Origin of the sequence: Sorangium sp. So ce1335, assembly GCF_051521615.1 — a bacterium.
In the GTDB taxonomy this organism is placed as follows: domain Bacteria; phylum Myxococcota_A; class Polyangia; order Polyangiales; family Polyangiaceae; genus Sorangium.
The window spans coordinates 7,309,135-7,321,802 of sequence record NZ_CP150363.1; the positions used below are offsets into that span (position 1 = coordinate 7,309,135).

Genomic DNA, 12,668 nt, shown 5'->3' on the forward strand with positions numbered 1-12,668 from the left:
AAGGCTACCCGCCCCCTGCCACCGACCAGGGCCCGCACGTGGGGAGCGCCTGGACCTTCTGCGGGCAGCCCTCACCTGCCGGCTGCGACACCACCTCGATCCCCTTGCCCGCCGCCATCTGACCGCAGACCGCGGGCGGCAGGCGGACGACCCCGTCAGCCCCCTCGTCGAAGCCAGCTTCGCTGCCCGCGTCGAGCGCAACGAAGCAGCCTCTCTCGCCGCAGATGCCGCGCGCCTCGCTCTGCGGCGTCGTCTTCAGCGCCACGTTCACCGGCTGCCCAGCACTCCCCGGCTCCTGCACGCTGACGAACGAGCAATCGCCTCCCGCGTCCAGGAGCGAGACCTCGCGGGCGGCCGCGAAGCAGCGCGCGACGTCGAAGCACGCGCTGCCGCCCTGGCCGCCGCTCCCTCCGAACACGTCCTCGGGCGCGTAATCGGCCAGCGTGGACGAGTCCACCTGGGCGGCCACACATGCGCCCGCCACACACGTCTCGCCCTCGCCGCAGCGCGCGTTCTCCACCCCGTCGAGGGGCGCATCGAGGTCTGCTCGATCCACCCGCCGGGCGGAGCCGTCGCACAGGAAGTGCAGCGGCAGGTGCAGCAGCGCCACCCGCTCGCTCGGGATCGTGGTCACCGCATCTCGCACGATCCGAGGCAGCCCCTTTGACCACGCGCTCGCCCGGACGTGAACCTCGACCCCCGGCGCCTCGGCGACGAGGCCCAGCGTGAACGGGAGCCGGGCCCCGGCGCCTTCGCTACCAAGGTTCGGGTACTCATCGACGAACTTCTCCCGGCCGCCGCGAAACACCGCGATCTTCACCAGGTCGATATCGTCGGGCACGCCGAGATCGGTGTGGACCGCGATCATCAGCTCGCTGGGCGAGGAGCATCCTCCCAGCGCGATCAGCCCGATCACCGCCGCCGCCGCGCGCAGCGCCGACCTCATCGGGCCTCCCCGAAGCGCACGACGAGCCCGCCGCCCCGGCTGGCCACGCGGACGGTGCCCGGTTCGACGGTGCCCGGCGTCGGCGGCTCGGAGCGAAAGACGAGCACGCCCGCAACGACCGCGCCGGCGAGGAGGGCCGCGCCGCCCCCCGCCCACAACCAGCGCTCGATGCCGTCGCCCGGCCGCGACGTGAGGCGCACGTCCACGCGGCGTACCTGGTCGTCGTTCAGCATGATCTCGGCCTGGTGCGCGAGCATGCCCGGACCCGTCACGCGCAAGGTGTGACCACCGCTCGGCAGCTCGCCTTCCCACGCGCCGCGGCCGACCACCCGGCCGTCGATCGCGATGAGGTCGCCCGGCCCGGCGGCCACGATCAGGCGCCCGCGGTGAACCTCCTTCTCGAGCACCACGACGAGCGCGGTCTCACCGCCGCCGGCGATCTTTCGGGAGATCGTGACGTCCTTGAACCCCCGCTTCGAGACGCGGATCTCCCGCTGGCCGACGTCGAGGAGCACCCGCTTGTCGAGCGGCGTCCTCCCCGCTGGCCGGCCGTCGACGAAGACCTCCGCGTCCTTCTCGCTCACCAGGAGCTCGAGGCGGCTCACGTAGGGCCTGGTGGCCTGGATGAGCGCCTCGGCGTCCTGACGCTCCTGCGCCGAAAGATCAGGGCCGCCCTCGTGGAGCAGCCCCTCGATCGTCGTGAGGACCCGGCTGTAGCGCTTGAGGTGCCACTGGCAGAGGGCGATGTCCCAGAGCACGCGCGGCTGCTTGCCCGACAGCTCGTAGGCGCGCTCGAACTTGATGATGGCGTTGGCGTAGTCGCGATCCTGAAACAGGACGAGGCCGGCTTCGTACTCTGCCCGGGCGGTGCCGGTCAGCACCTCGACGAGGGGCCTGGAGGACGCCGGCGCGCCGGATGTCGCGGTCTCGGCGGGGACGGGCTGCGCAGGAGCAGGCTGCGCTGCGGCTTCGTGGGCGCTCGCGAGGACGGTCACGAGCGCCGCGGCCCACCGCACGCTCCCTCGCCCCCTGCGCTCCTGTCCGGCGCTGCGCGGCCGCATCACTGAGGCACCTGCCCGTTCGGAGTCCCTTGCTGGTTCTGATTCGTCCGCCGCATCAGGATCTCCATCGGGCTCTCGCGACGGGTCGACGTATCCGATGCCGCCGAGCTCGCGCCCTGGGCCGGCGTGGACGTCGGGCCAGGGCTCGGCGGGCGCTTGGGCTGCGGCGCCGGCGCCCTCGGGGCTGCGTTCGGCGGCGCGGGCGCGGTCGGTATCTTCTGCGTCGGTGGCGTCGGGGCCGGCAGCGTCGGGGCCGGCGGCGCCGGGTCCGGCGGCGCCGGCTCGACCTCGCTGTCCCGGGGCGCCGTCTCTTCCTTGTTCACCGGAGCTGGCGCGGCCTCGACGGCCTGCGGCGCCGTCTCCTCCCGAGATACGTTGGCCTTCAGAGACACATCGGCCTCGTCCTCGGTCCGCGCCCAGAGCTGCGATACGACGATCGCGCCGCCGGTCATCGTGAGCAATGCCACGACGGCCGCGGCCATGGCCCCTGCCGCGCCGCGCCGCGCCGCCGGTCGGGCGCCGGGCGCTGCCGAAATCCTCTCCACCACGTCGCCCGTCGACGAGGAGACGCGGCTCTCCGGCCCCGAAGGCGCCTGCGCCGCGGGCGCGAACGCCCTCGGCGGCAGCGAAGCGCGGGCGGGCGGTTGTGACGGCGGGCGGCTCGGAGCGATCTCGCTCGCAGGCGCCGTGGAGACGGCCGACGGCGCCGTGGAGACGGCCGACGCTCTGAATGGCGGGAATGACGACCGCGACCCGAACGGAATGGAAGAGCCTCTGCTGGGCGGCGAGGACGCTGCCACGCCGAGCGTGCGCAGGATCCTCGGGACCGAGACCTGCGCCTCGGGCGAGGAGAAGGGAGCAATCGCCAGCGCCAGCTCGCCCACGTGCTGGAAGCGCTCCTCGCGGGGCTTGCGCAGGCAGCCGAGGATCGCCGCTTCGAGCTCCTCGGGGAGGTCAGCGCGGAAGAGCCGCGGCGGGGACGGCGGCTGTGTGGTGAGCATGCCGAACAGCTCCCCGAACTCTCTGGCCTCGAAGGGGAGCCGGCCGGTGAGCAGCTGAAAGAGGACGACGCCCATCGACCATATGTCGGCACGGGAGTCGACCGAGCGCGCCGACATGAGCTGCTCCGGAGACATGTACAGCGGCGAGCCGATGATGGCCGCGGTACGGGTGAGCGCCATGGCGGCCTGTCCGTCAGGGCCCGCCTCGTCCGTGGCGTCGGCGAGGGCCTTGACGATGCCGAAGTCGAGCACCTTGACCATCTGCGAGCCGTCGGCCGCGGTGGTGAGGAACAGGTTCGCGGGCTTGATATCGCGGTGGACGATGCCCGCGGCGTGCGCCTCGGCGATCGCCTCGCACGCCTGAAGCACATAGGTGACCGCCTCGTCAATCGGGAGCGGGCCTGCCTGGCGGACTCGCTGCGAGAGATCGACCCCCTCCAGGTACTCCATGACCATGTAAGGCGTGCCGTCCTCGAGCGTGTCGACGTCGATCACGCGGGCGACGTGCTCGCTCTTGAGCCGCACGGCCGCGCGGGCCTCGCGCAGGAAGCGCTGGATCATCTCCGGAGTCGCGTCCGGCAGCAGGAATTTCACCGCCACCCGCTGCTGGAGCTGCTGGTGCATGGCGGCGACCACCATGCCCATACCGCCCTTCCCGAGCACCCGCTCGACCCGGTACTTGCCTGCCAGGACCTGCCCCTCGGTGATCCGTGCGCTCACGGCGAACTCTCCTGCTGTAGCGGCTTCGAGAGGAAGCCGACGGGCACTCTAGGCGATCGGGGAGCGGGGTCCAAGATGATCGCCTCGGCGGCGTGGCCGCCCGGGCGAAGGCGTTCGATGCGAGGGTGAAACGGCGCGCCCAATGGAATGGATCGGACGCGGCAGCTACCCCCAAAGGTCCACTTCCACTTTCACGCGCAATGAGATACTGCGTCGCGTTCGGAGGGGGCGGGCTGCTGACATGCGCTGGAGGTCTGCGCCGGCCCGGAGTCGCCTGCATGCCGCGGGACGACTCGTTAGCATCAACCATCAGAAAGGCGGCTGAGCTTGGGCAAATTACGATGCACTACGCGCCGTGCGTGGCTCCCGGTTCTCGTGATCACGGCGGTGGCCTGCGAGAGCCTGTCCGACCGGGACGACGGCGCGGCGAACGAACCATCAGGCTCGCTGGCGCAGGCGCTCTCCACCGACCGTCAGGTGTGCCTGACCGTGCAGCGGGGCGCGTCTGGACAGGCGGAGGACGTGACCCTCTGGCAGGCGGCCCCCACCTGGAACGACGGCGCCAACGAACGCATCAGGACCGGCACGAGCGCGACGGGCGGTTACAGCCGATCGCTGCTCCGGTTCGACCTGGGCGGCGTGCCGGCCGGCGCCACCGTCGTCTCCGCGACCCTCTCCCTCTTTCAGAATTACAAGAGCGGATCCAACAGCATCGTCAGCGTGCTGCGCGCCACGGCGCCATGGTCCGAGGGCACGTCGACCTGGAGCAGCTTCGGCGCCGCGTTCGATCCCGCTCCCGTCGCGACCTTCGAGGTCCTCGGAGGCGGCAGCAGCGGGACGAGGGCGATCGATGTGCGCGGCCTGGTGCAGGACTGGATCAGCAGCGAGGCGCCGAACTACGGCCTCGTGCTCGATGACCTCACGGATCCGGGGGCGACGGAGTTCCGGAGCAGCAACAGCCCCTACGTGACCCAGCGGCCCGCGCTGACGGTCTGTTACGTCACCTGCGACGACGGCGCTCAGAACGGCGAGGAGACCGGCTTCGACTGCGGCGGCCCGCACTGCGGCCCCTGCAACCCCGATCCGGGGCCGCCCATGGGGCCGCCGATCGAGCCCTCGGGGACGAGCCTGCTCATCCAGGTGGTCGACCCGGCGGGAGCGCCGATCGCGGGGGCCACGGTCGAGGTCGGCGGCGTGGAGGTCCCGACCGACGCGCTGGGCAACGCGCTGCTCGAGGACCTCGCGCCGGGTGCGGCCGTGGCGGTGGTGCGGGCCCCGGGCTTCGCGCCGGGCACGGTCGCGGCGGCGCTGGAGTCGGCGGTCCATGGTGGGACGACCATCTCGCTGCGCCCGCTCGGCCCGCCGATCGCGTTCGACGCCGACGAGGATGCGACGGTCGTCGCCGACGCGGTGCAGGTGGAGCTCCCCGCCGGCTCGCTCCTGGACGACGACGGTCAGCCCGTCACGGGGACGGCGGAGATCGCGTTTGCGCCCCTGGATCCCACGACGGACGACATCGCCTCGGCGCCGGGCCCCTTCCTGGGCGTGACCGCGCCCGGGGCCGAGCCCGTGCTGCTGGAGAGCGGGTACATGGCCGAGATCCAGCTGACGCAGGACGGGCGTCCGCTCCAGCTCGCGCCGGGCGCCACGGCGACGATCACGTTCAGGCTGCCGCCGGACTTCGCGGCCACGGTGGCCCCGGGCGACCTCATTCAGTCCTGGTGGTTCGACCACGCGGAGGGCGTGTGGGTCGAGGAAGGCTTCGGCGTCGTGGAGCCGTCCCCCGAGGACCCGAACGTGCTCGTCTGGACCGCGGAGGTCTCTCATTTCAGCTCGTGGAACTGCGACAGGCCCATCGAGACGCAGAGCTGCGTGAACGTCACCGTGCAGGACCAGGACGGCGCGCCGCTCGCCGGCCGGACGGTCACGGCGCGCGGGGTCGATTACGGCTACCAGCGGAGCGAGGTGACCGGACAGGCCGGCACCGCCTGCGTGCCGGTGAAAAGGAACGGCACCGCGATGATCACGGTGGGCTCGTTCTGGGATCCCCAGGACACGATCACCGTCACCCCGAGCGCCCAGGCGACGTGCGGGACCGGCGGCTGCGAGTCGGTGACGCTGACCGTCAACGTGCCGTGCGGCGCCCCGGGCACGATCCAGGAGTGCGCCTACACCGGCCCGGGCGAGCCAGGACAGGGCGCCTGCAAGGTCGGCCGCCGCGTCTGCAACGGGTACACGTGGGGGGCGTGCGTCGGGCAGGTGAACGCAACGAGCGAGGTCTGCGAGAACGGCGTCGATGAGGACTGTGACGGACGGCTCAACAACGGTTGCGAGGAGTGCGAAGAGGACGATCCGCCGATTCCCTGTTATTCGGGTCCGCCTGGCACAGAGAATGCGGGGCGGTGCCAGGCCGGAGTCCGGCGGTGCATCGATGGAGCCTGGGGGCCGTGCGAGGGTGAGGTGACCCCGCAACCCGAGGATTGCTCGATGCCGGACGATGAGGACTGCGACGGCGACCCGGACGATGGGTGCATCTGCAATCCCGACGGTTCACTCCCCCCTTGCTACACCGGACCCGACGGTACGCAGGGCGTCGGGGTATGCAAATCCGGCTACAAGTCATGTGTGAGACAGGGCTATCGAGGGATCTGGACCTCCTGCAAGAACGAGGTGCTGCCGGCGCCCGAGCTGTGTGACGGCCTGGACAATGACTGCGACGGCGACATCGACGAGGGCAATCCCGGCGGCGGCACTTCCTGCGAGACGGGTCAGCCGGGCGTCTGCGCCGCGGGCGTGATGACCTGCAGCGATGGTCAGCTGCGTTGTGTCAGCGCGGCGCCCGCATCCGATGAGATCTGCGATGGACTGGACAACGACTGCGACGCCGCGGTAGACGAGGATATCGTCGGGCTCGGAAGCTCCTGCGACACCGGGACCCCTGGCCGCTGCGCGCGGGGGACGACGTCCTGCTTCTCCGGCATCCTCACGTGCGTGCAGACCGACCAGCCGCAGCCCGAGGATTGCGACACGGGCGAGGACGACGATTGCGACGGCCAGGTCAACGAGGGCTGCCCGTCCCACCTCACCCACTACTCGTACAGCGCGAGCGACACGAGCAGCGCCACACGGAACACGCACAACCACACGGTGACGCTCCCTGAGGGCACGACGGTCTCGATCGGCACGTGTGGAGTCCCGGGCGCGTCGGCGAGCGGCGACACGTGGCTGCGGTTGTTCAATCCATTCGGCGTGGAGGTCGCCTCCAACGACGATTCCTGCAACTCCCTGTCGACGTTCCTGATGTACCAGGTGCCCCCCGGCGGCGGCGGCAATTACGTCATCAGGTCCGGCTGCTTCTCCGGCCACAGCTGCAGCGGCACGGTCGGGATCGCGTACTGAGCCGAGGCGAGCCCTGTCAGGTCCCGGCGTGGCGCCGCCGCACGGCGCCGCGCCGCACCACCAGCAAAAGCCCGAGCAACAGCCACGGCGCCTGACCCACGCGCACCGGCGCAGCGCCCAAGGCGCAGCCACCGCCTCGCAGCCGCAATGACTCGTCGGCACCTGCCTCGGGGGCCGTGGTGCCACCGGACGGCTCCTCACCGCCGGCCCCCGATGCCGTGATGCCACCGGTGGACGCGACGCCGCCCGCGCCTCCTGCACCGCCCCCGCCATCACCTCCGGGTGGAGCCCCCCCATCGCTCGCGTGGCCTCCGTCGCCCGTCCCCCCCGCGCCGCCTGAGCCAGTCACAGGCCCGCCGGCATAGCACTGCCCGCCGATGCAGATACCGCCGTCGCAGGGGACGCCATTGTTGGGGAGGAGCACGCATTCCCCGGTGATCGGATGGCAGGCGGACGTGTTGCACGCGTCCTGAGACGGCTCGCACGCGACCGGTTCTACGCCCGAGCAGACGCCCTCCCGGCACCGGTCATTCCTGGTGCACGGGTCGCGATCGTCGCAGGCCGCCCCGTCCTCCTTCGCGTCGCAGCCGCAGTCATTGACGCCTTGCGCGGGGTTGGCGAGCACCGGGCAGTTGTCGTCCGCGTCGAGTACCCCGTCGTCGTCGTCGTCCGGATCGCAAGCATCGCCCAGTTTGTCGCCGTCAGGGTCATCGTTCTGGCTGGGATTGTAGGTGTCCGGGCAGTTGTCCTTGTCGTCGGGAGTGCCGTCACCATCGCGGTCCTGAGCGGCGCTCTCGCAGCCCCCGTCGGCGCAGGCGCCCCCCGGACACGGCGTGCCGTTCATGACAACCGTGCAGGTGCCGTCCGCGTCCCCGCCGAGGTTGCACGCCTGGCAGTCAGCAACCCCGCCACCGCAAGGCTCATTGCAGCAGACGCCATCCACGCAGAATTGGTCGATGGCGCACTCGGCGGCTGTCGTGCAAGGCGCCCCGAGCCGAGGGATGTGCGCGCAGAGCCCGTCCGCCGAGCAGACGCCGTCCGGACAGGGCGCGCCCGTCGGAAGCGACGAGCAACGGCCGTCCTGCTCGGCGCCTTCAGCGACGCTGCACGCCTGGCAGTCAGCAACCCCGCCGCCGCAGAGCTCATTGCAGCAGACGCCGTCCACGCAGAATTGGTCGGTGGCGCACTCGGCGGCTGTCGCGCAAGGCGCCCCGAGCCGAGGGATGTGCGCGCAGAGCCCGTCCGCCGAGCAGACGCCGTCCGGACAGGGCGCGCCCGTCGGAAGCGACGAGCAACGGCCGTCCTGCTCGGCGCCTTCAGCGACGCTGCACGCCTGGCAGTCAGCAACCCCGCCGCCGCAGAGCTCATTGCAGCAGACGCCGTCCACGCAGAATTGGTCGGTGGCGCACTCGGCGGCTGTCGCGCAAGGCGCCCCGAGCCGAGGGATGTGCGCGCAGAGCCCGTCCGCCGAGCAGACGCCGTCCGGACAGGGCGCGCCCGTCGGAAGCGACGAGCAACGGCCGTCCTGCTCGGCGCCTTCAGCGACGCTGCACGCCTGGCAGTCAGCAACCCCGCCGCCGCAAGCGCTGATGCAACACACGCCGTCCACGCAGAATTGGTCGATGGCGCACTCGGCGGCTGTCGCGCAAGACGCCCCGCGGGGGCTCGCGCAGCGCCCGTCCGCCGAGCAGACGCCGTCCGGACAGGGCGCGCCCGTCGGAAGCAAGGAGCAACGGCCGTCCTGCTCGGCGCCTTCAGCGACGCTGCACGCCTGGCAGTCAGCAACCCCGCCGCCGCAAGCGCTGATGCAACACACGCCGTCCACGCAAAATCCGCTGTCACACTCGGCGCCCACAGCGCAAGAGGCCGGGATCGGCAGCGTGGCGCGGAAAGCGTACGCCGCGCCGGTGAAGCGGTTGTGGTTGGGAGATCCGACCACGACCGTGGCCCCATCCACGGCGACCGCGACCCCGAACGTGTCGCTGGCCGCACCGTCAGCGGGCAGCAACTTGGACTGTTGCATCCAGGCTCCGCCGATCCGAACAAACTGATACGCGGCCCCCACGTTGGAGAGGGCAGCGCTGTCGTGGCGGTGAGCCCCGATCAGCGCATTTCCTCCGGAGAGCGACACCGCCCCGCCCAGCTGGTCATCTGAGCGTGTGTCGTCGGCGAGCAGCTTGGTGGAGTGGGACCAGCTCGAACCGCTGCGAACGAACAGATGTGCCGCCCCGGCGTCGGCCCCTCTGTCATCATCATCGTCCTGGGGTGCCCCGACGAGCGCAGTCTCTCCAGAGACGGCGACGGACGTGCCGAACTTATCGTCCGCAGCAGAGTCGACGAGCAGCTTGCCTTCGCTGAGCCATGTCGCGCCGGCGCGCACGAACGCGTACGCCGCGCCTGCATCTTGGCTGTCCGACGCGTCCTGGTTCGGGGCCCCCACGATGGCCGTGTTGCCCGAGAGCGCGACCGCCAGACCAAAATTGTCGCCGGCTGCGCCGTCGTCCGGCGTGAGCTTGGTCTCTTGCCGCCATCTCGCCCCCTCGCGCACGAACACATAGGCCGCGCCCGACTCGATAGCCGCTCCGCCGCCGACCGGCGCCCTGCCGGCAGAGGGCGCCCCGACGAGCACGGTATCCCCGTCCACCGCGACCGCAATGCCGAACGCATCGTTTCCGGCGCCGTCATCCGGCGTGAGCTCCACTCCGTCGGCCCATCTCGCGCCAGCGCGCACGAACACGTACGCCGCGCCGGAATCGGTGCCTGCGCTGTCGCGGAAAGGGGATCCCACCACGGCCGTGTCCCCGTCCAGCGCGACCCTGAAGCCGAAGCCGTCGCCGCTGACGCCGCCGGCCGGCTGGAGTTTGGCCTGCTCCGACCAGCTCCCGACGGCATCACGGACGAAGACGAACGCGGAACCCGCACCGGGAGTATCGTTGGGCACTCCGATCAAGGCGGTGTCCCCGGACACGGCGACCGCATACCCGAACGAGTCGCCCGGGGAGCTGTCGGGGGACGCGAGCTTCCCCTCGGCCACAGCGCGCCCCAGCGCCACTCCGAGCCGCTCCTCGGGCTGCTCCTCACGGCTCGCGCACGCCGCCGTCGCCGCCGCGAGGGCGATCTGAGCTGCCCACCAGAGCCAGGATCCTCGCGCGCAGATGGTCTCACCGCTCACGCGCCGCAGTCTACGCGCGTTCCGTCGAACGATCGCTTCTATTCGACGGGCAACGCGGCCATCGCGCGGCTGCAGCGGCCGAGCCCCTCGCCTGCCAGCGGATGCGGGCACCGAGGCGGATGTCCCGCGCGCGGGCGCGGCTGCCGACCCTGCGGCCGCGCGGCGAGCGCGCGGGGCGCGGGAGCGCATACCAAAGTTCACCGCCACACCCAGAGCGCGTCTAGGATGTGCGCCGCGGAGGTCGATAATGGCGAGGAGCCTGCGGGCTGGATGGTGCTTGACAGGGGCGCTGCTCGCGCTCGGGGCGGCGAGCGGGGGCGGGGCGGGCTGCTCGGGCTCCAAGGGGCAGCTGATGTTCGCCTTCCAGACGGACATGTCGCTGCCCAAGGACATCGACGCGATCCGGGTGCTGGTGACGCTCGAAGGCACGGTGATCTTCGACCAGACGTACAGGTCGCTCGGATCGGAGGAAGGGATCAAGCTGCCCGCGACGCTCGGCTTCTTGACGCCGGACGATCCCAGCCAGGCGCTGCGCCTGCGCGTGATCGCGACGCAGGGCGGCGACGACCAGATACGCGTGCTGCGCGAGGTGGTCACCACCGTGCCCGAGGACCGGACCGCGCTCCTGGCGGTGCCCCTCCATTTCCTCTGCTATGGCTCGGGCGAGGCCGAGCGGAACCCGGACGGCACCGTCAAGCGCGACGGGACGAACGCCGTGGTGGCGAGGAACAGCCTCTGTGACGAGGGGCAGACCTGCGAGGCCGGGGCCTGCGTGAAGGCCGTGAAGCCTTCGGAAGAGCTGATCGAGTACGAGCCGACGCTGGTGTTCGGCGGCGGCGACGGCGACGGGAGCGGGCTGTGCTTCGACACCGTGGGCTGCTTCGAGCAGGGCGTCGCCAGCGCGGAGCTCAGCGACGCGACCGCGGGGGAGTGCCGGGCGCGGCTGCCCCACCGCGGAACGGAGATCAACGTGGCGCTGCTGACCCGTGGCGGCGGCATCTGCGGGGATCGCGCCTGCTACGTGCCCATGGACGCCCAGAGCACGACGGGCTGGCGCGCGGCGGACGACGGGTGGATCACCCTGCCCGAGGCGGTGTGCACGAAGGCGAAAGAGGGCAAGCTCGTGGGGCTGGCCGTGGCAGATGCCAGCGAAACCTGCCCGATGAAGGACGCGAAGGTGCCCACGTGCGGACCGTGGTCCTCGTCGGGGAGAGGCCTCTACACGGCGCCCGATCAGGCGCAGCCGCTGCCGCTGGCGCTCTGGCTGCTGCGCCCGATCGCGCTCGCGGCGACGCAGGACACGGAGGCCAGGAAGGGCAGGATCTACTGGGTCGAGGGAGGGACGTTCGACGACAGCACGCCGAACCCGGATGGGGCCGTGCGATGGATCCCGCGCGACGGGGGAGACCCGCTATCCATCGCGGAGGAGCTGCGCGCGCCGAGCGATCTCGTGATCGATCAGGACACCGGGGTGGTCTTCTGGACGGTGACCGGCATGGACACGCAGGACGGGGAGATCCGCGCCTGGTCGCCCGAGACCGAGGCGGCGCTGCCGGTGCTCACGGGCAGGCGCAGGCCCCTCGGGATCGCGCGCTACAAGGGCGCGAGCACGAACGCGAAGTCGCTGGTATGGACCGAGCAGCTGGGCGACCAGGTCTTTCAAGCGACCACGGCCGGCGCAGGGCCTGAGCTGATCGCGCAGGACGACGTCTCCGCGCTGACCGAGGGCGCGCTGCTCGGCGCGTCACCGTACCGGGTGGCCGCTGCGGCGGACGTGGTGTGCTGGATCTACGAGGGCGGACAGCAACGCGAGCAGCGGAGCCCCGGCGCGGTGGCCTGCAAGCGGCAGGGAGAGCCGGCGCGGATCGTCGCCGAGCAACAGGGGACGCCGCAGGCGATCGCGCTCGACGTCGACGCCGAGGGCAACGCGCAGGCAGTCTACTGGGCCGACATGGAGCACGGGACCATCTCCCGGATCAACCTCGGCGGCAGCGACCTGGGTGCACCGGAGATCTTCGCCGAAGGGCAGGCGGCCCCCAGGGGGATCGCGATCGATCGGGAGTTCGTGTTCTGGACCAACTGGCAAGGCGGCACGGTGATGTACGCGCCCAAGGCGGGGGGCGCACCGGTGGAGCTGGCCCGGGGTCAGGATCGACCGAGGGCGATCGTGGTGGACCAGGAGGCGGTCTACTGGACCAACGAAGGAGCGGTCGCGCCGGCCATGGGGGGCAGCGATGTCCCCGTGGGCAACGGTGCGGTGATGCGGCTCCTCAAGGAGCCCGCGGGGCTGTGACGCGGTTCGCGTCCCGCGCCGATGTAACGTCGCGCCCGCCACCGCACCTTGCTCCGCCCCCGGGTGTGCTAGACCG

Annotated in this window: 6 protein-coding genes; 2 read left to right on the plus strand and 4 right to left on the minus strand. The window is 71.4% G+C overall.

The annotated features are described in order from the left end of the window. Nucleotides 1–4: 4 nt before the first annotated feature. Genes WMF24_RS27000 through WMF24_RS27010 form a run of 3 tightly spaced genes read right to left on the minus strand, consistent with a single transcriptional unit; the run spans nucleotide 5 to nucleotide 3,728 of the window. Nucleotides 5–946: a hypothetical protein gene (locus tag WMF24_RS27000; protein ID WP_437730268.1), complete on the minus strand. Its 942-nt coding sequence runs from the start codon at nucleotides 944–946 to the stop codon at nucleotides 5–7. Further along, the gene (locus WMF24_RS27005) at nucleotides 943–2,007 is read right to left on the minus strand and encodes a PEGA domain-containing protein (RefSeq protein WP_437730269.1); all 1,065 of its coding nucleotides are present in this window, start codon (nucleotides 2,005–2,007) and stop codon (nucleotides 943–945) included. Before WMF24_RS27005 ends, WMF24_RS27000 begins: the two co-directional genes overlap by 4 nt. Continuing rightward, nucleotides 2,007–3,728 (minus strand): protein kinase domain-containing protein, encoded by a 1,722-nt coding sequence (locus WMF24_RS27010; protein WP_437730270.1) that lies wholly within the window; start codon nucleotides 3,726–3,728, stop codon nucleotides 2,007–2,009. The genes WMF24_RS27005 and WMF24_RS27010 overlap by 1 nt, the downstream gene beginning before the upstream one ends. Before the next feature lie 375 nt (nucleotides 3,729–4,103). Between WMF24_RS27010 and WMF24_RS27015 the strand changes: the two genes are divergently transcribed. Next, nucleotides 4,104–7,127 carry a DNRLRE domain-containing protein gene (locus tag WMF24_RS27015; protein ID WP_437730271.1) on the plus strand — a complete coding sequence of 1,008 codons (3,024 nt, stop codon included), beginning with the start codon at nucleotides 4,104–4,106 and terminating at the stop codon, nucleotides 7,125–7,127. Nucleotides 7,128–7,143: 16 nt separating this feature from the next. Here the strand turns inward: WMF24_RS27015 and WMF24_RS27020 are convergent, their stop codons facing one another. Continuing rightward, on the minus strand, nucleotides 7,144–10,692 hold the full coding sequence (locus WMF24_RS27020) for an FG-GAP repeat protein (protein WP_437730272.1): 3,549 nt from the start codon (nucleotides 10,690–10,692) through the stop codon (nucleotides 7,144–7,146). On the opposite strand from WMF24_RS27020, the gene WMF24_RS27025 reads away from it, so the two are divergent. Then, nucleotides 10,577–12,592 (plus strand): hypothetical protein, encoded by a 2,016-nt coding sequence (locus WMF24_RS27025; protein ID WP_437730273.1) that lies wholly within the window; start codon nucleotides 10,577–10,579, stop codon nucleotides 12,590–12,592. The two genes, WMF24_RS27020 and WMF24_RS27025, sit on opposite strands and share 116 nt — an antisense overlap. The last annotated feature ends 76 nt before the right edge of the window (nucleotides 12,593–12,668 follow it).

Bases quoted from the DNA above. Each gene is read 5' to 3' on its own strand.
- WMF24_RS27005 (WP_437730269.1), bottom strand. From the start codon at position 2,007: ATGCGGCCGCGCAGCGCCGGACAGGAGCGCAGGGGGCGAGGGAGCGTG.
- WMF24_RS27020 (WP_437730272.1), bottom strand. From the start codon at position 10,692: ATGTCCTTGGGCAGCGACATGTCCGTCTGGAAGGCGAACATCAGCTGC.
- WMF24_RS27000 (WP_437730268.1), bottom strand. From the start codon at position 946: ATGAGGTCGGCGCTGCGCGCGGCGGCGGCGGTGATCGGGCTGATCGCG.